Origin of the sequence: Parasphingorhabdus sp., from assembly GCF_039939955.1 — a bacterium.
Lineage (GTDB): Bacteria > Pseudomonadota > Alphaproteobacteria > Sphingomonadales > Sphingomonadaceae > Parasphingorhabdus.
This window is the reverse complement of sequence record NZ_JBDVHS010000003.1, coordinates 76,785-95,017: the sequence shown is the minus strand read 5'-3', so window position 1 is coordinate 95,017 and position 18,233 is coordinate 76,785. Positions and strand designations below refer to the sequence as shown.

22 protein-coding genes and 1 tRNA gene are annotated in these 18,233 nt (G+C 52.7%); 11 read left to right on the top strand and 12 right to left on the bottom strand.

The annotated features are described in order from the left end of the window. Positions 1-90: 90 nt before the first annotated feature. Positions 91-591, bottom strand: coding sequence for a hypothetical protein (locus tag ABJG22_RS03585; protein ID WP_348018879.1), 501 nt, complete (start codon positions 589-591; stop codon positions 91-93). Between the two features lie 176 nt (positions 592-767). Between ABJG22_RS03585 and ABJG22_RS03580 the strand changes: the two genes are divergently transcribed. Then, on the top strand, positions 768-2,207 hold the full coding sequence (locus ABJG22_RS03580) for an FAD-binding oxidoreductase (protein WP_348018878.1): 1,440 nt from the start codon (positions 768-770) through the stop codon (positions 2,205-2,207). Positions 2,208-2,258: 51 nt separating this feature from the next. Next, entirely contained in the window at positions 2,259-3,038 is a 780-nt protein-coding gene (locus ABJG22_RS03575; RefSeq protein ID WP_348018877.1) for a SapC family protein, read from the top strand. A 229-nt stretch (positions 3,039-3,267) separates the two neighbouring features. On the opposite strand, the gene ABJG22_RS03570 is transcribed toward ABJG22_RS03575, so the two are convergent. Continuing rightward, complete coding sequence (locus tag ABJG22_RS03570; RefSeq protein ID WP_348018876.1) at positions 3,268-4,155, bottom strand: N-formylglutamate amidohydrolase; 888 nt, start codon at positions 4,153-4,155, stop codon at positions 3,268-3,270. Between the two features lie 137 nt (positions 4,156-4,292). Between ABJG22_RS03570 and ABJG22_RS03565 the strand changes: the two genes are divergently transcribed. Both ABJG22_RS03565 and ABJG22_RS03560 read left to right on the top strand, forming a co-directional pair. Further along, the gene (locus ABJG22_RS03565) at positions 4,293-4,670 is read left to right on the top strand and encodes a response regulator (protein ID WP_348018875.1); all 378 of its coding nucleotides are present in this window, start codon (positions 4,293-4,295) and stop codon (positions 4,668-4,670) included. 43 nt (positions 4,671-4,713) lie between these two features. After that, positions 4,714-4,788 (top strand) — tRNA-Val (locus ABJG22_RS03560). Positions 4,789-4,809: 21 nt separating this feature from the next. On the opposite strand, the gene ABJG22_RS03555 is transcribed toward ABJG22_RS03560, so the two are convergent. The 4 genes from ABJG22_RS03555 to rpmF all read right to left on the bottom strand — a co-directional run bounded on the left by ABJG22_RS03555 (position 4,810) and on the right by rpmF (position 8,226). Next, the gene (locus tag ABJG22_RS03555; protein WP_348018874.1) at positions 4,810-5,700 is read right to left on the bottom strand and encodes a helix-turn-helix transcriptional regulator; all 891 of its coding nucleotides are present in this window, start codon (positions 5,698-5,700) and stop codon (positions 4,810-4,812) included. Positions 5,701-5,982: 282 nt separating this feature from the next. Next, positions 5,983-6,954: a beta-ketoacyl-ACP synthase III gene (locus ABJG22_RS03550; protein WP_348018873.1), complete on the bottom strand. Its 972-nt coding sequence runs from the start codon at positions 6,952-6,954 to the stop codon at positions 5,983-5,985. After that, a complete protein-coding gene (gene plsX / locus ABJG22_RS03545; RefSeq protein WP_348018872.1) occupies positions 6,951-7,994 on the bottom strand; it encodes a phosphate acyltransferase PlsX in 1,044 nt (347 codons plus the stop codon). The genes ABJG22_RS03550 and plsX overlap by 4 nt, the downstream gene beginning before the upstream one ends. A gap of 52 nt (positions 7,995-8,046) precedes the next feature. Further along, entirely contained in the window at positions 8,047-8,226 is a 180-nt protein-coding gene (gene rpmF, locus ABJG22_RS03540) for a 50S ribosomal protein L32 (protein WP_348018871.1), read from the bottom strand. A 215-nt stretch (positions 8,227-8,441) separates the two neighbouring features. On the opposite strand from rpmF, the gene ABJG22_RS03535 reads away from it, so the two are divergent. Together ABJG22_RS03535 and ABJG22_RS03530 are read left to right on the top strand one after the other, a co-directional pair. Next, positions 8,442-8,837 (top strand): MAPEG family protein, encoded by a 396-nt coding sequence (locus ABJG22_RS03535; protein ID WP_348018870.1) that lies wholly within the window; start codon positions 8,442-8,444, stop codon positions 8,835-8,837. An 18-nt stretch (positions 8,838-8,855) separates the two neighbouring features. Then, the gene (locus ABJG22_RS03530; RefSeq protein ID WP_348018869.1) at positions 8,856-9,674 is read left to right on the top strand and encodes a hypothetical protein; all 819 of its coding nucleotides are present in this window, start codon (positions 8,856-8,858) and stop codon (positions 9,672-9,674) included. Here the strand turns inward: ABJG22_RS03530 and ABJG22_RS03525 are convergent. Continuing rightward, a complete protein-coding gene (locus ABJG22_RS03525) occupies positions 9,671-10,333 on the bottom strand; it encodes an MBL fold metallo-hydrolase (RefSeq protein ID WP_348018868.1) in 663 nt (220 codons plus the stop codon). The genes ABJG22_RS03530 and ABJG22_RS03525 overlap by 4 nt on opposite strands. Positions 10,334-10,389: 56 nt before the next feature. Further along, positions 10,390-11,046, bottom strand: coding sequence for a S24 family peptidase (locus ABJG22_RS03520; RefSeq protein WP_348018867.1), 657 nt, complete (start codon positions 11,044-11,046; stop codon positions 10,390-10,392). Between the two features lie 138 nt (positions 11,047-11,184). Here ABJG22_RS03520 and ABJG22_RS03515 point away from each other — a divergent pair, with 138 nt between their 5' ends. Further along, entirely contained in the window at positions 11,185-11,373 is a 189-nt protein-coding gene (locus ABJG22_RS03515; protein WP_348019040.1) for a hypothetical protein, read from the top strand. After that, positions 11,363-11,695: a hypothetical protein gene (locus ABJG22_RS03510; protein WP_348018866.1), complete on the top strand. Its 333-nt coding sequence runs from the start codon at positions 11,363-11,365 to the stop codon at positions 11,693-11,695. Before ABJG22_RS03515 ends, ABJG22_RS03510 begins: the two co-directional genes overlap by 11 nt. A 6-nt stretch (positions 11,696-11,701) precedes the next feature. Here ABJG22_RS03510 and ABJG22_RS03505 read toward each other — a convergent pair whose 3' ends face one another. Both ABJG22_RS03505 and ABJG22_RS03500 read right to left on the bottom strand, forming a co-directional pair. Beyond that, the gene (locus ABJG22_RS03505; protein ID WP_348018865.1) at positions 11,702-12,709 is read right to left on the bottom strand and encodes a hypothetical protein; all 1,008 of its coding nucleotides are present in this window, start codon (positions 12,707-12,709) and stop codon (positions 11,702-11,704) included. Positions 12,710-12,746: 37 nt separating this feature from the next. Further along, entirely contained in the window at positions 12,747-13,979 is a 1,233-nt protein-coding gene (locus tag ABJG22_RS03500; protein ID WP_348018864.1) for a TIGR04063 family PEP-CTERM/XrtA system glycosyltransferase, read from the bottom strand. A gap of 118 nt (positions 13,980-14,097) precedes the next feature. Here ABJG22_RS03500 and ABJG22_RS03495 point away from each other — a divergent pair, with 118 nt between their 5' ends. From ABJG22_RS03495 to ABJG22_RS03485, 3 genes are all read left to right on the top strand, one after another. After that, positions 14,098-14,265 carry a hypothetical protein gene (locus ABJG22_RS03495; protein ID WP_348018863.1) on the top strand — a complete coding sequence of 56 codons (168 nt, stop codon included), beginning with the start codon at positions 14,098-14,100 and terminating at the stop codon, positions 14,263-14,265. Beyond that, a complete protein-coding gene (locus ABJG22_RS03490; RefSeq protein WP_348018862.1) occupies positions 14,258-15,640 on the top strand; it encodes a putative O-glycosylation ligase, exosortase A system-associated in 1,383 nt (460 codons plus the stop codon). The genes ABJG22_RS03495 and ABJG22_RS03490 overlap by 8 nt, the downstream gene beginning before the upstream one ends. A 64-nt stretch (positions 15,641-15,704) precedes the next feature. Further along, positions 15,705-16,685, top strand: coding sequence for a dipeptide epimerase (locus tag ABJG22_RS03485; RefSeq protein WP_348018861.1), 981 nt, complete (start codon positions 15,705-15,707; stop codon positions 16,683-16,685). Here ABJG22_RS03485 and ABJG22_RS03480 read toward each other — a convergent pair. After that, positions 16,682-16,975, bottom strand: a complete 294-nt coding sequence (locus tag ABJG22_RS03480) for a putative quinol monooxygenase (protein ID WP_348018860.1) — start codon at positions 16,973-16,975, stop codon at positions 16,682-16,684. The two genes, ABJG22_RS03485 and ABJG22_RS03480, sit on opposite strands and share 4 nt — an antisense overlap. 64 nt (positions 16,976-17,039) lie before the next feature. Further along, complete coding sequence (locus ABJG22_RS03475) at positions 17,040-18,218, bottom strand: acetyl-CoA C-acyltransferase (protein ID WP_348018859.1); 1,179 nt, start codon at positions 18,216-18,218, stop codon at positions 17,040-17,042. Positions 18,219-18,233: the final 15 nt, after the last annotated feature.

The window sequence follows — 18,233 nt, the reverse complement described above, 5'->3', positions numbered from 1 at the left end:
TAGGATGCACCCTTGCATCCTGTCTTAGCCTCTTGAGCTGTGCCGGGCAATGATCGCATATCCCAGATTTGTCAAGTTTTCTCGCTTGGTCTAGCGTTCTGGGACCAGTTCGCGGAAGCGATCAATTTCACATTTGGCCCCGGTGCGCGAGTGCAAGACATCTCGGTCCGCGCACATTTTTCCGTCTTCTGATTTTTCCATATAGAATCCGGAATAGAAGCTGCGCGCTTGGCATTTCTTGTCCAGCCGCGCTCTGATCCGCCTGCGATCGCGCGTCACCAGATCCAGGAAACGGTCCCCGAACATCTGCACACCCAATATGTTGTTCATTGGCAGGCATTTGCCGATTTTCTTCTCCCGATAGACCTGACGTGGCACTTCCTGCGAAAATCTGACCCGTGGCGCCAACGGATTCGGACGGCGTCGAGGTACACGGATAATCACCCGCTTTTCGATTCGAAGCTGCGCAAAGACAATGGGGCGGGCGGGCACATACGTCGTGACCGTGCCTGGGGATGAAGCATCCACCTGCTGCATCTCGTGCATATCCGGCACAGAAAGCAGCAATATCGCTGTAAGTGACAGGCTCACCGAAATCCCTTAACTAACCCTTATTGTCGTTATATCATCGACTATTGAATATTGCATGAACTGAGAATTTGTCATCTACAATCCTATTCGACGAATTTTTCTGCCGCAGCCCCTCCCTGTCGGCAAGTTCGCGAAAGAGATAATGTGTAGCGACACGACCGCACGGGAATATTGATATGGCAAAATGGTTAGAGCAAATGCAGTCGATTGTGGGCCCGAAAGGGTTCACAACAACCGACAACGATATGGAACCATGGCTCACTGACTGGCGCGGTCGCTATACCGGTGCAGCAACCGCCATGGTCTCTCCCGCAACAACACAGGAAACAGCGGCAATACTCCAAATTGCAAATGAAAATGCAGTGGCCATCGTTCCCCAAGGCGGCAATAGCGGTATGGTTGGCGGCGCAACCCCCGATGGTAGCGGCCAATCGATCCTCTTATCGCTCCGCCGCATGAATCAGATTCGGTCCGTCGAGCCAGATGACCAGATGATTGTGTGCGAAGCTGGCGTAATCCTGCAGAATCTTCATGAAGCCCTCGCTGCCGAGGGACAGCGATTCCCATTGACCTTGGGAGGCAAGGGTTCTGCTACGGTCGGTGGCCTCGTGTCCACAAATGCAGGCGGCACCCAAGTCTTGCGCCACGGTACGATGCGCTCTTTGGTGACCGGAATTGAAGCCGTACTGCCCGATGGCAGCGTCTTTGACGGGCTCACCGCACTCAAGAAAGACAATCGAGGCTATGATCTCAAACAACTATTCGTTGGCGGCGAAGGCACATTGGGGATCGTTACCGCAGCGACATTGAAAACCGTACCAGCTCTGGTTGATCGCTGCGTTGCCTGGGCTGCGGTCGATAGCACGAATGCGGCCTATCGACTGTTCCAGTATCTCAATCGACGAACGCCGCAATCACTGGAAGGCTTTGAGATCATCCCGGCGACATGCCTCAATTCTGTATTGCGCCATATCCCCGGTACCCGGCCACCTTTGGCAGGCACATATCGCTGGCACGTGCTCATTGAAATCATACGCGATCAACCCGATGCACAAGACCCCAAGTCCGTGACCGAAAATCTGTTAGCGGACGCGCTGGAACGGGGATTGATCGAAGACGCAACCCTCGCCGCCAGCGAACAGCAAGCCGAGGATTTTTGGAAGATTCGGGATTCAATCGCTGAAGCGGAGCGCGCGAGCGGCCCAGCGCTGCAGCATGATATAAGCGTTCCGATCCCCGCTATGGCCCAATTTATCAACGACGCATCACCGGTTATCGAAGAAAAGTTTTCCGGCACAAAAGTCGCCGCATTTGGTCACATGGGGGATGGCAACGTCCATTTCCACGTCAAGGCACCGCCCGGTGCGCAGGCGAAAGACTGGATGCGGGACTATGCAAAAGAAATTACGCCGCTAGTCCATGACCTCGTCATGGCAGCCGGCGGCTCAATTTCCGCTGAGCATGGAATCGGACAAAATAAGCGCATAGAACTGGAGCGACTGTCATCCGATGCAAGGCTCTCAATGCTGCGCGCAATTAAAACGGCGATTGATCCAAAAAACATTATGAACCCCGGTAAACTCGTTCCCCTTGCGTCAGGCCAATCTGGCTCTTAAAGCGCAAGATAACAATTCGGACGCAACAGTAATTTTTCGGAGAACCTGACTATGGCGAGCACGCCTCAAGCACAAGCATTACCAATGTTCTACAATGACTTGGTTCCTCTCAATTCGAATGAGCACGCAAACTGGAAAGTCAAAGGGCTCGACAATGCGTCTTTCATGCAATCACAGCACGCTATTCCAATCACCACCGATGAATTCGCCAATGCAGCGCGCAACTATCCAATTGTGTTTTCAGTCGGTGAAAATAGCGTTCCATTGATTCTCATGGGTCTCAACGAAGGCGTAAACACGTTTATGAATGACGAAGGTCAATTCAGCGAACCCGCTTATGTTCCTGCCTATGTCCGGCGCTATCCGTTCATGCTCGCAAAATTGCGTCCGGATGCTGAAGAACTCTCGCTGTGTTTTGATCCGACAACCGATGCGATCGGCGATTATAAGGATGGCGATACCTTATTCGACAAGGATCAACCAACTGAAACCACCAAGAATATTTTGAATTTTTGTGAGCAATTTGAACAAGCGGGCCAACGGACCGGTCAGTTCGTTAGCGAACTGGAGCGTTTGGAATTGTTGATGGATGGAGAAGTTTCTATCCAGCAGACCGACGTCGAGAAGCCCTTCGTCTATCGCGGATTTAAAATGGTCAACGAAGAGAAATTGCGTGACATGCGCGGCGATGAACTCCGTAAAATCAACCAAAACGGAATGTTACCGTTGATCTACGCCCATCTGTTCTCGCTACAGTTGATGCGCGAGGTCTTCGCAAAGCAGGTTAGCGCGGGCAAAATGCCGCAGGTAACCGAAGCGCCTTCCGTCTAGGCAAGACAACCACAAAATCGCCGGTCCGTTTCAGTCGGATCGGATCGGCGGCTATTTTACAATAATTCACGGACTGGGACTTGCAACTCGTCCGAATAACGCCCACATTGTGGGTGCATGGGTTCGCATCCCCCGATCGGATCTATGCGGGCGTTTCTCTGAAATGCCACCTCCCTGAACCTTGGCCACCTCGCCGCTATGGCGAGGTGGTTTTTTTATGAGAAAAGGGTCACTCCGCTGCCTCCAGTTGAGGGCCACCGGACAGTTGCTCCGCAAGCATGACACAGCAATTATGGATCAGTCCCGCAATCGCTCCTGCTGAGTCGCTCGGCTCTCGCAGGCTTTGATCCAGATACAGCGCCCGATCCACCTCAAGCTGAAAGGCATGGATATTGCGTTCCGGCCTGCCGTGCCGCTCCAACATATAGCCACCAGAATAGGGATGATTTGCTTGAACATGATGGCCATGCATCCGGAAATGAAGCGCTGCTAGTTCCGCATATCGCGAATCACAACTACGGCCAAAGCGGTCGCCAATCACAAACTCTATCTGCTTCCGATTTTCGTCGAATACAGATGGCATGCTGTGCAGGTCCAAAAGAAGCGCGCATCCATAATCCGATCGTATCCGGTCCAGAAGATGCTCAACCATCACATGATAGGGTTCGTGATCTTGCTGAATCCGATCCATCACATGCTGATGTTCCCATTTTTCTCGCCAAAGATTGCCCGCGCCGTGCAAACGGCGCGGCAATATACCCAAACCGCCTCTAACCTTTTTACTCATCTGCGGTGTTTGTGATGGATCCATACCGGCCACCATGTCCGGATCAATTTCTGTGCGGCTACGATTCAGGTCCACCCAAGCCCGCGGTTTGCGCGCGACAATTGCAGGAAAACCCGCAGCAACAACCGATGCAGCAAGCCGGTCGGCATAACGATCTTCCAATCTCAGTAGCTGGGAAGCCGGCACATTGAGATTGTCGAGAAGCTCAGGCGGATATTCTCTACCGGCATGGGGTACACTGACCAATATCGGGAATTGGAACGCGTCAACATTGGATAGAGAATAGCATGCTGTTGTGGACGAATATTCATCCGTATCGGGACTAACCATGATCATCCCTCCACAAAGCTCCAGGCACCGTCAAAAAAGATACTGATCGCGATAGAAAATTAACCGATTTGCACTTATATGCGTGCCTCGGCATAACGGACCATCTGCATTCAGGCATATTCGGGAAGGCGCGACAAATGATCAGGATTCTCCTTGCGGAAGATGAACAGACGATGCGTGAACATCTTACACGGGCTCTGGAGAAAGCCAACTATGAAGTCGTAGCTGTAGATCGCGGAACTGCAGCAGTTCCTTTTCTGGAGGCAGAGAAATTTGATCTGCTTTTAACCGATATTGTAATGCCCGAAATGGATGGAATCGAACTGGCGCAACATTGCGCCGCGGCCTGCCCGGACACCCAGGTCATGTTCATCACCGGTTTTTCCGGCGTAACGTTGCGCGCTGGGGAGACAGTTCCGAAGGCCAAAATATTGTCAAAACCCTTTCATTTGCGGGATCTGGTTCTAGAGGTCGACCGGCTGTTTGAACCGCACAGTATCAGCGACCTGAATTAGGCCTTGCGCCAGCCGAACGGGCTGGCTAGACGGCCTCCAGCGTGGGCGTATAGCTCAGTGGTAGAGCACTTCGTTGACATCGAAGGGGTCGGGAGTTCAACTCTCTCTACGCCCACCATTTCACAGAATATTGTAACGGTCAGGCAGCAAGCGCCGTAGCCGCACAAGCATCCTGGCTTGGTGGATGACCATACCAGCTTGTATAGGCGCGGGTGAAGGCGCTTAGCTCGCTATAGCCCAGTTTAGCGGATATCTCTGAGAGATTCCGAGTACCCTCCAGAAAATAGAGACGGCAGGTATCTCGCCGAACCTGCTCCAGCAATTGACGATAGGACATGCCTTCTGCCACCAACTTTCGCCTCAATGTCCGTTCGGCCATACCAAAAGTAACAGCTGCCGCCTCCAGACTGAGGCCAGATTTGTCGAGAAGATATAGCAGATATTCATAGGTAAGCTTCGCGAGATTTTCGCGCTCGAATCTGGCTCTCGCAAAAAATGATTTTTGCTGGCCTCTAGCAGAAATAATCGCAGGATTATGACGCGGCACTGACTTGGTCATCACATGGCGATGATATTCGAGATAAGTGGATGGTCGATTGAAATAGCAGGGTATCGGGTCTTTGCTAGAACTCCCTCCTGGGAACCCCCTGAAGCCATCTGGTCGGGGATGCGCGAAATGCGCTGCCTTCACGGTTTTAAAGCGATCATCCGCGAGCAATTCACCACAATGGTAGATAAGTGCAAAAACGATTTGCACTAGGTCCGGCGAAACCGTCATCTCATGGTCCCAAACAAGCCGATCGCCAGATGAAAGTGGCATGAGCTTTACCACCGGCTTTTCGTCACCCAATCTTTGTTCGTGTACAAGCCGCAGCAACGCTTCACCAAAATTGGGTTGGAACAAAGCAGTAAAGCCAAGATCAGAGAACCCACGCGGGACCATATTCTTGCCAATTTCCGAATGGATATCCGTCAACTTGAGCTCTTCCTGAGCCGCTGCACAAAGATTGGTGATCGATTCATCACCCAATTGAAAGCAAGGGCCTCGTAATTCGGATTCGGAACATTGCAATGCACCCAAAAGCTTCGGCTTGCGCGCCTGAAGAGCATGACAACTTAGATAGACGCGGTACAAAAACGGCGCCGAAACTGTCAGATTTGTCGATGCAGAATAGTCCATCCCGACAAGTTAGGGCGCGGAATAGGATTTCCTCAACCGGCTTTCGACAAAAATGTAAATTCGACGATAAAGATGTAAATTTGGTGATATTGGCGGTGATTTCAGACAGATATTCAAATGAAACCAAGATATTCAGTAGCGGATAACCGACGCTCCCCAAGTAAATCCTCCGCCCATCGCCTCGAGAACCAACAAGTCTCCAACCTTGATTCGACCATCGCGCACGGCGGTATCCAATGCCAGTGGAACCGATGCAGCCGAAGTATTAGCATGCATATCGACGGTCTTGATGACTTTCTCAGGTGGAAGGCGAAGCTTTCTGGCCGTTGCATCCAATATCCGGGCATTCGCTTGATGCGGGACGACCCAATCGACATCGCCGACACCTTCTCCCGCCTCTTCCAAGACTTCCTTCAGAACCGTAGACAGATTGACGACGGCATGCCGAAAAACTTCAGGGCCTTTCATGCGCAACTTACCAACGGTACCCGTAGTGCCCGCGCCGCCATCGACATATAATAGCTGATTATGCTCACCGTCAGCGTGCAATCGGGTAGCGAGAACACCATTTTCGCCCTGTTCAGCGGCGAGGACGATCGCTCCGGCTCCATCACCAAATAGAACACAGGTCCCGCGATCTTCCCAGTCGAGGATGCGGCTGAACGTCTCCGCCCCGATCACCAGCGCATTTTGCGCGCTACCAGCCCGGATCATACTATCCGCTACGGACAGAGCATATAGAAAACCCGAACAGACCGCCGCGACGTCAAATGCAACGCAACCATTACAGCCCAGGGCATGCTGGACAATAGTAGCGGTCGCCGGGAATGTTTGATCGGGAGTCGCCGTCGCTACGATGATTAGATCAATATCCGAACTACCAAAGCCAGCGGCTTGCATAGCTTTTTCAGCGGCTTCTATGGCGAGGCTTGATGTTGTCTCGTCATCCTCAGCGATATGACGGAATCGAATTCCGGTCCGCTCTACAATCCACTCATCCGTTGTATCCACTCGCTCGGCGAGTTCGGCATTGGATACGCGGGTTCTTGGTAGCGCCGAACCAGTCCCTTTGATGACGGCACGTCTTGCAGCCTTGACGCTCATTTCGCTGCCACGGGCTCTGATGCCGATGGGCTGATTGTTGTCAAATCTTCACTGATACGTTCCAAAATACTGTCCTCCACCAGCCGGGCTGCAACTTCGACAGCATTGGCCACGCCTTTTTCATCCGCGCTGCCATGGCTTTTTACCACAACGCCATTCAGCCCCAGAAACACAGCACCGTTATGATTGTTGGGATCAAGATGATCGCGTAGCATCTGTGTTGCCGGCCGAGAAATCAGGAAACCAATTTTGGAACGAAGGCTGCTCAGGAAACTTTGCTTTAGCAGATCGGTGACGAAGCGCGCAGTCCCTTCGAGCGCCTTAAGCGCAACATTACCGGAGAAACCATCGGTCACGATCACATCAACCTCACCAGTCGATATCTTGTCTGCTTCGGTGAAACCTTGGAAATTTATGTGCAAACCAGCCGCTCCTTTCAGAGTCGCTGCCGCCTCCTGAATCGTGCCGGTGCCTTTTACATCCTCGGTACCGATGTTCAACAGCTTCACCTTGGGGCGTTCGAATCCGTGCATGATCCGGCTGTACGCAGCTCCCATCACCGCAAACTGGACCAAATTCCGACTATTACATTCGGTATTTGCGCCCAAATCAAGCATCACGACATCCGTGTCTTTCATTGTCGGAAGCAATGCCGACAATGCGGGACGGTCAATGCCGGGCATCGTGCGTAACGCCAATTTGGAGATAGCCATGAGCGCACCGGTATTACCAGCACTGACCGCAGCGCTGACTTCTCCGCTTTTTACGGCATTGACCGCCATACCCATCGATGTTGTTTTGGAACCACGCAGCGCTTGTCCGGGCTTATCACCACCCGAAACAACGTCTTCCGCATGTAATATGTCAGATGCTGCACTGAGATTGGGGTGACTCTTAAGCGCTTCACGAATCTGCGTTTCATCGCCGACGAAAAGAAATTGAAAACCTGCGTGACGTTTCCGCGCGAGTGCAGCACCCGCAACCATCACGCGCGGGCCTTCATCTCCGCCCATCGCATCAATCGCGATTCGCGGCCTCATTCCCACCGGTTATTCCCCTTGATTACGCGTCAGAAGCCGAGAGGCTAGCCGATTAAAGATCGGTGGCCAAGACTTCACGGCCATTATAATGGCCACAAGCACCACACATATGGTGCGGGCGCTTCAATTCGCCGCAATTCGGGCATTCTTGATAGGCTTCGACTTTCAAAGCATCATGAGACCGGCGCATTCCGCGCTTGGACGGCGTAGTTTTTCGTTTAGGTACAGCCATTGCTAAGCCTGTTCTTTAAATTTCAAATATCATCTGTCCGCACAAATAAGCCAAACATCATGATCGAACAAGCTTGGCTCTGAAATTCTGCAGAGAATCACTCGTTCAATCGTCAGCCAATTGCCCGCGAAGGGGCGCGTATAACGAATTTCCCGTGCGTTGCAAGCATTCTACTCCTATAGTGGTACCATAAAGATAACATCCAGGGGAACATCATGATTTTACCGATTACACTGACCATTGCGGGAGCCGCAGCACTGATCAATATCTGGCTGATGATCCGCGTCGGACAAGTTCGCACAAGCGAAAAAGTCAGTGTCGGTGATGGCGGGAATGACAAGGTCATCCGCCGCATGCGGGCCCATAGCAACTATATCGAGAGCGCACCATTTGTGATACTTCTGGTTGGCCTGATCGAGCTGGCTAGCCCAAGCTCACCCACATGGTTGTGGATCGTCAGCGGCGTCTATCTGCTTGGCCGGGTCGCGCATGGCATTGGTATGGATGATGGTAAATTTGCGAAGGGCCGGATGATTGGCACGTTGGTGACTATGCTGGCGCTACTCGGACTGGGTATTTACGCAATTACCATTCCGTATCTATCGGTCTAGGCAACGGGTTGACGATCAATGGGGCTGTTCGGAACCAAAAGACCGCTCGATGCAGACGAGTGGGATTGGCAGCTTGCCAGCTTCAAATGGCTGACGACGGAATTTGGCGGGTTCGAGAGACATCCCGCCAACCGGCTGGTGCTGCCTGAGGAGACATTTTTCCCTAGAACGAGTGCCGACCCGTCCCGGAAAGCCGAGGAAATTTTTGAGCAGGTAAAGATTTTGTCTGGCATGAACGACTGGCCAACAAAGCTGGTGCAAGGCGAGCACACGCGCGAGATGGTTCTTGAGTCGGGCCAAATGATCAAACATGATAGCCATGCACCAGCAGGAGAATATCGACTCCTGAAAGCCGATGACGGACAAAATTATGCACAGATCAGTTACAATCCCGCCCATCTTGGTGATCCTGCAAAACTGATCGCGACCTTTGCCCATGAACTGTCTCATTATCTTATGAGCACGGCTAAAACAGCACCTCCGGGTGGCTGGGAAGTTCACGAACTGACAACCGATCTCTGTTCAGTCTACCTAGGATTTGGTATCTTTATGGCCACTAGCGCATGGAATTTCGCGAGCAACAACGAAGGCTGGCAATATGAACGACAGGGCTATCTGAACGAACGGATGCTGATCACGGCGATGGTAATTTGGGAAACTCTGGCGGAGCGAGATCCTCTCAAAGCGCTGCCTTACCTGAAGCCCCATCTCGCAAAAGACACAAAGATGGCCAATAAATTTGTTCAGAAACGCGATCTGCTCGATGAAGTCATGTCCATCGACTTGTCTCTATTCGCCGGTGGTGAGGCCGCAGCTAACGACAGCAGCAGTGCCTAGCGCGCTGCCAAAACATCATCGGCGACAAACGCGTTCGTCTTGCGCTCATAGCCAAATTGGCTGGTCGGACCATGGCCAGGAATGAAGGTTACATCATCGCCCAGCGGCCAAAGTTTTTGAGTGATCGCATCGATCAAATCCTGATGATTACCGCGCGGGAAGTCGGTGCGGCCGATTGAGCCTTGGAATATAACATCGCCAACTACTGCCAATTTTGAAGGCTGATGATAGAAAATCACATGGCCTGGCGTATGACCCGGACAGTGGATGACGTCGAGCACCAGATCACCAACAGTGACCTGATCACCGTCATTCAGCCAGCGATCCGGAACAAAGCTCTTTGCTTCCATTCCATAGCGCGCACCATCGCCATCAAGCTGATCGATCCAGAAGAGATCATCCTTATGCGGTCCTTCGATAGGAAGCCCCAATTCCTCTGCGAGCATGCCTGCCTGCCCACAATGGTCGAGATGACCATGGGTGATGATGATTTTCTCAAGATCAACGCCATGCTCTTCGACCGCCGCTTTTAGACGACTCAAATCGCCGCCGGGGTCACTGAGCGCGGCCTTATTGGTTTTGGTGCACCAAAGAAGCGTGCAGTTTTGTTGAAGCGGGGTGACCGGAATTATCACGGCTTTAAGAGGTGCATCTGTCATATCAGGTTATTTGGCGACAACGCTGACAAGTTGCAAGCGGCCTATTGATAGGCCAGTCAAAGCCGCCTTCCCGTCCAGACGACCCGGCCAATGATATTGACGTTTTCTAAACTTACATCCTCCCAATCCGGATATTGCGGATTGTCGCTACGAATCGACAATTTCCCCGAGGGCCCCATTGCAACGCGCTTGACCAACAAGACATCATCCATCCGCAACACATATACACCATCGCGCAATGGTCGGGAGGCGGCACTGTGATCAACCATGATATCATCGCCATCACCCAAAGTTGGATTCATCGAATCGCCATCAACAGCAATTAGGGACAGGCTCGCCGGATCTGCGCCCAGTCTCCGAAGCCACTTGGGTCCAAAACCAATGGACCCAGCATCTTCGTCTTCCGCCAATGATCCAGCACCAGCAGAAGCGCCAACCTGCAATTGCTTGATTCGCAACAACCCATCACCCTGCAAGGACTTACTGGACCCACGAGCTGTCCGTCTCGCAGGCGCGCCGAGCACATCTTCTTCGACTCCATAAAATTCCGCAAGCCGACGCCGGTCTTCCTCATCCAATTTTCTCGGTGAGCCACGCCGGATATATTGCTGGATATAGGCAGGGTTTTTGCCGAGCATTTTCGAAATCGCAGCAAAATCATGTCCGTTTTTCCGGATCAGTTCTTCCAAATTGGCGCGCGGGTCTTGGGTCACAATGGAACAAACATAGCAGCTTGGCCGAAATAGGCAATAGGATTTTTCCTAGACATGTAGGAAATCACATTTCAAATAGGAATTTCCCTATTCAACGAGTCGCATTGCACGCGACCAGCAGCGAGAAGGAGATTATTGGTGCCATTGTTACGGAAAATTGAGATATTCCTAAACGAAACCGACATGTCTTGGACGAAGTTCGGCCGACTATCGGTACGCGATCCACGCTTTGTTCAGGATTTACGCAACGGTCGCCAACCCGGCAAAGCCGTTACAGAGCAAGTTGAATATTTCATGCACTTGTGGCGAGCAGACCATGCTGGTTGAAACAGATCGCTTCAAAAGCGACGTGCAAGACCCAGGTCCAATGCTTACCAAGCAAATCAAAGCGCTGGGTGGAGATCAGGCACAGGTTTGCCTCAAGCGCAAACGCCCTTGGGCAAGCATTACTTTTTCCGGGACGCGACATAGTTTTGCGGTTATTTCGACAACGGCTCCCGATTCGAAAGTGATAGAAGAGCTGGCGAGAGCATTGCCAGACCATGAATTTGCAATCCCCGACCATTTTGTCGCAGATATTTTGATCACGGAACAAACCAAAACGCAGCTACAGGTCGAGATCCTCTCGATCATCGATCCCATCAACTAGCAAAGATCAACGATCGGTGGTCATTTTCTCCAAAGTACCCAGCGCCGCCTTTAGGGCTGCATCCATATCTGCTTGTCGATTCTCAAGCGCGTCAATTTCGGTTTCGTCGGTTGCCGCTGATTGCGGGTTGACCACTGCCTCTGACAGTTTGTCGTGCCCGACCGATGAAACAACAGCTTCCGCTTTCGGTTCAGATTGCGCTACCGCTGGGGATGCTGTCGTTCGATTACCCAGTTCGAGCGCTTCGAGACGCCGGAGGCCGGATTCCAGACGATCGGCAAGCTGGGCCAGAGACAGGCCGGACAAATCCTCGCTCGGAGCGATCGGCTCTTCTTCTTGCAGAATATTCTCAACCCGAACCAACGCGGGCTCCTCTTCCGACAGCGGCTCCGGAATTTCTTCCACCGCGAACGGTATCGGCGTTACGTCCAGCGATGCTGGCTGCTCCGCTGTGTCGGTGACATCATCCTCTACATCTGGTTCCTCAAATCTCTGAATTTTCTGGGCAAGCGGCTCGCCCAGGTCAGAGGACGCAAAAATCGGTTGGCGTGCCGGCGCATCCGGATGACGATCCACAGATCGAACATCCGGGAGATCCTGCAATTCGGTGACCTGGCCCGGTGATTTTTTCGGCTTCTTCAGAAACTTGGTCAATGATTTTGCCGATAGATTCAGCTTTGGCATCGTGAAGCCACGCTTTTCTTCTCGGTCCGAATCGATTGAGTCTGCTGTGATATCGTTGTGAATTGCAAAGCCCATGTCAGAGCCTCCTCCAAGAAATTTTGGTTTGTGATTTAGGAACATATATATTGCCGAGGCGGAGACGAGGCCCGCAGCCAAAGCAATCAGGCCGCGCGCGGTATTACCAAGCGGCGGTGCCGCAGCGGGTATGATTTCCGACAGCCCCGTCGCTCCCACGGCATTTTCTAGGTAGACGTGCGGCAAAGTGGCAATCACCAAAGCCGCAGCAATACCGCCGGCCACAGCCATCGCGGGCTGTTTGAATCGAGCCAAGTCCTGCTCCATCGGGTCCACATCATTCTCCACGATCTCAGGTCGAGCGCTCGAAAGATTTCCGGGCGATCAACCTTTGGTAAACAGGATTGTAACGCAAAATGTTTGATGACCAGTTACGATCTGCCTCAACAATTTTCTTAGCTTTCTCAATAATTTGTGGCCAAGACGCCGAGTTATCCAGCATCTGGGTTAACTTTTCGGCGATTTTTCCTGGTTCACCAGCCGGGAAAAGTGTGCCGGTGATACCATCGACGATCAGTTCCCGGTGACCGCCAACATCCGACGCTGCCACCAACCGGCCTTGCGCCATCGCTTCAAGGGGCTTGAGCGGGGTCACAAGATTGGTCAACCGCATAGCCTTGCGTGGATAAACCATGATATCCATCAGGCCATAAAAGCGTTCAACGTCACTGTGCGGCACGCGTCCGGTGAAGGTCACCGCAGATCCGACACCCAGCTGCTCAACCTGTGCCTTCAGGGCGTCCTCCATTGGACCACCCCCGACCAGCAACAGATGTACATCTGGACGAGATGCCTGAAGGATGGGCAGAGCAGCGATGAGATCGTCGAGTCCCTCATAGTCATAAAAACTGCCAATGAATCCGAGAACGGACTTGTCCGTCAAACCCAGTTCCCCCAAAAATTTCTTGTCGCGCGCTGGCGGCGTGCCAAATAGATCGAGATCCACACCATTGGGCGAGACAATTATTTTGTCTGGATTCACACCCCGGGCGATCAAATCCGACCGCAAGCCCTCGCAGATCACCGCAATTGCGTCGGCACCATGAACAACATAGTTTTCCAGTTGCCGTGTCAGCCAATAGCGCAGACTATTCTCCCGCCCCGTACCATTGCCAACGGCCGCATCTTCCCAGAAAGCCCGAATTTCATATACGAGGGGCAGTCCCAACTTTCGCGCGACACGGAGGGCAGCCAAACCATTGAGCGCTGGCGAATGGGCATGCAATATATCAGGCTTCTGTTCTTCAATGACTTGTTCAACACGTCGCGCCAGCGCCTTCACTTCCCGCAACTCCCGCAACGGTGATATCCCGTGAACTTGAGTCGGAGTCCGGTAGAATTGGAGGCCGTCGACCTCCTCCTGCGCTGCCGCAGCGACATAATCATGTTGATTTTGCCGAACTCCCGTTACACCCGCCACTGTCAGACCACTGGCAATTTGGGCCTTCATTATGGCCCGCGTCCGAAAACAATAGCCGCTGTGCAAAGGCAGGCTGTGATCGAGAATGTGGAGAATTCTGGTCATGGCAGAAAACCTTACAAAAAAAGGATTAACGTCCCGTCAACCTAAAACCTATACCGCACAATGGTAGAGATGATAGAAGAGCGTGTTTTCGCCGCTCATATCGGGATGAACTGGGTAAATGATAGACAATTTTTCTATCGCTTTGACGCATGGCTTGCTGTTGATCGCCGCTTGGCGTCTGCTTCACCGAGATGATCTCGATGTAGAAGCCCCGCCAGAACCCGACAAAAAACCAGAAGGTTTTACAAAACAAACACCCAACGGGGGATCACAGTCCGATGCGTGATCTCGCCTTTGTTGGATATCTCTTGGCGCTGTTATTCATCGCCTTCAAACGTCCGTTTCTATTCACGCTGATCTATGCCTATATCGACATCGTGGCGCCGCAGCGATTGAGCTATTTCATGCTCAATTCCATCCCGTTGTCATTGGTCGTCTTTGCCCTAGCGTTCCTCGGCTACATATTGGCAGACAACAAACAGGACAGTCGTTTTTCGATCCGACAGGCGATGATGGTCCTGCTGCTCGTCTATTGTGGATATACAACGGTACAGGCCGAAGTTCCCGACGCCGCGATGGAGAAATGGGACTGGGTGTGGAAAGCTCTGGTCTTCGCCATATTTCTACCACTCACGCTCAAAACCAAATTGCGACTGGAAGCGCTAGCACTTTTCATGGTGCTGTGCGCAGGCACATTAATCATCACGGGCGGTATCAAGACCTTGGCCTCGGGCGGTGGATATGGCGTTCTGGTGCTACTCGTCGATAATAATAGCGGCCTATATGAGGGATCGATCATATCAACCGTAGCCATCTGTATCATCCCGCTAATCCTCTGGCTCTCCAAACATGGGACCATTTTCCCATCGGACTGGCGAGTAAAATCCTTTGCATATGCTTTGACCTTTGCTGCCCTGCTCATTCCTATTGGTACGCAGGCACGCACGGGTTTGGTCTGCATCGGGGTCTTGGCAGTGTTGCAATTGCGTTTTGCCCGCTATCGGATGATATACGCAGGCCTTGCGGTGGCCGTAGGCCTCTTTTCTATTCCATTTCTACCACAGAGCTTCACCGAACGGATGGCCACAATAGAAAATTATGAAGCTGACCAGTCGGCTTCGACCCGTATCGCGGTCTGGCGATGGACAATAGACTATGCCAACGAGCACCCATTTGGAGGAGGATTTGACGTCTACCGTCTGAACAAATTGACTTATGAACTATCGGAAGTGGACACCGAACAATATGAGGATTGGGGCATTGATCCCGACGATGTAGACGCGCGACTTGTCGAAGATGAAGCCCGTGCATTCCACAGTAGCTATTTCGAAATGTTGGGGGAACAGGGCTATCCCGGCCTCATTCTATGGCTGATCATTCATGTCGGAGGCCTCTGGCGGATGGAACTGCTGCGACGAAAATATTCTAAGTCCAAAAAAGAAGGCGAGCAATGGGTCGCCCCCCTCGCCATTGCTTTGCAAAATGGACATATAATCTTCCTGGTTGGAGCGTTGTTCGTGGGCATCGCTTATCAGCCATTCGTCTATATGCTGGTGGCCCTGCAGATCGGTCTAGACACCTATATGGCGCGCCGGGCATCCGAAGCCAAATGGCGACCGATTACCAAACAGGTTGCCGGTACGGCAAAAACAGCGACTTAAACGCCCGCACATCGATCCCGACAAATAGGGTGACCCTCTCGATGCTGCGCCGTAAAGGTGGACTATGACGCTTTCTGTTTCCGTTACCGTCGAACGATGGCCCGTCGATGGTTCTTTCATCATCAGCCGCGGAACGAAGACGCATGTTGATATCGTACTATGTACGATATCAGACGGCCTTCATGTGGGAATAGGGGAAGCAACGCCCATATATTATGAAGGTGAAAGCGCCGACAAATGTGCAGATGATATCTCACAATTTGTGGCTAAACATCCAAAGCTTGATCGTGCGATTCTGCTCCAGAAGATGCCGCGTGGCGCTGCCCGCAACGCTCTCGATTGCGCGCTTTGGGATCTCGATTGCCGAAAAAATGGTACATCTTTATCACAGCACGCGGGATTGCCTGAGCCGAGACCATTGATTTCCGCTTTCACGATATCACTCGACCGCCCGGAGATTATGGAAACAAAGGCGCGCGAGGCGGCGCTGAACGGGCATGGGTTGCTGAAACTGAAGTTATCGGGACAGGATGATCAGGCGCGCGTCGCCGCCGTACATCGCGGCGCGCCTGCTGCTCGCCTGATCGTCGATGCCAACGAAAGCTGGAACGATCTGGACATCGCAGCCGAAGCGGCGCGATTGGGCCCATATGCGGTCGAACTGATCGAACAACCAGTCAGTGCGGGACAAGATCATCTGCTCAGCGGCGTGCGATCACCGGTTCTGCTTTGTGCCGACGAAAGCTGCCACACCAGCGCCGATGTGGAACGGATTGCCCCTTTTTACGATGCCGTGAATATCAAGCTCGACAAGGCGGGTGGGTTGACCGAAGCAATGGCGATCGCTCACGCAGCGCAGGCGATGAACCTGAAAATAATGGTTGGCTGTATGCTGTCCACATCATGGGGCATCAGGCCAGCCTTCGCTCTTGCGCAGCTGGCGCAATGGGTCGACCTTGATGGCCCGCTGTTGCTGGCTAAAGATCGACCCGTTGGTTTCCGTTTTGATAGCGGAACGATAGCGCCCGCTAACTGGAAGGACTAGATTCCGTCCAGATATTCAATGACAGGCGCTGCTGCCATACAGGGCGCAAGCTTAGGACCGCTGGCGCGAAAATGATCCGATTTTCCATGTGCTTCCAGCGCCGCCTGATCAACGTAGCGCTCGAGCACTTTATATTGCTGAGGGTTGTCCTTGCTCTGAAATACGGAGTAAAATTCGTTACCCGGCTCATTGGCACGCACAGCGGCCATCAATTCGGAAAATGCGGCTTCAAAATCGGCATTTTTGCCTTCGGCCACGGTTAAAGTTGCGACTACGCCTACTGCAGACATTTTATGCTCTCCCTATATAAAAAAAGGGCCGGCGATTTCCCGCCGGCCCGAAAAATTGAGGTTTCTAGAAAATTTCGAACAGTCCCGCTGCACCTTGACCGCCGCCGATGCACATGGTGACCACCGCATATTTCGCGCCACGTCGCTTGCCTTCGATCAGAGCATGGCCGGTACAGCGTGCCCCGGTCATACCATAAGGGTGGCCGATCGAAATTGAGCCCCCATTGACGTTGAGAAGTTCATCGGGAATGCCCAGTTTCTGCTGGCAATAAAGCACCTGTACGGCAAAGGCTTCATTCAGTTCCCAAAGGCCGATATCGTCCATTTTCAGGCCAAATCGCTCAAGCAATTTGGGGATCGCAAAGACCGGACCAATACCCATTTCGTCAGGCTTGGTACCCGCAACCGCCATACCGACATAACGTCCCAATGGGTTGAGCCCAGCCTTTTCTGCAGCCTTTGCTTCCATCACGACGCTCGCAGCGGAACCATCTGACAGCTGGGACGCGTTGCCAGCAGTGATGATATTATCCGGGCCAACTACAGGTTTCAGTCCCTGCAAGCCTTCAAGCGTGGTCGAAGGACGGTTGCCTTCATCCTTGTTGATCGTGACTTCGACGCGGGAAATCTCTTTGGTTTCCCTGTCCTGCACACCCATGGTGGTCGTCACCTCGATGATTTCTGCGTCAAAATGGCCGGCTTCTTGAGCCGCCGCGGTGCGCATTTGAGACTGCAGGGCATATTCGTCACAAGCGTCACGGCTGATGCCATAGCGTTCGCCAACCACTTCAGCGGTCTGAAGCATCGGCATGTAAATATCGTCATGCATTTTGAGCAATTCGCGGTCTGGTTGCACCCGCATCTCTGGGGTCTGAACCGTCGAGATCGATTCCTGTCCACCACCAACAACCACATCCATACGGTCAATTGTTACTTGCTTGGATGCCGTCGCAATCGCCATCAGGCCGGAAGAACATTGCCGGTCAATCGTCATGCCCGGCACTTCGATGGGAAAGCCGGCACGCAACGCCACTTGACGGGCCAGATTGCCACCCTGTGAACCCTGTTGCAGCGCGCTGCCCCAAACGATATCATCGACCATGGCAGGGTCGATACCCGCTCTTTCGACCGCTGCTTTTGCGGAATAGTGGCCGAGGGTGGCACCGGTTGTGGTGTTGAAAGCACCCTTATAGGCGCGTCCGATAGGGGTACGGGCGGTTGAAACGATGACTGCGTCACGCATGTGCAATTCCTTCAT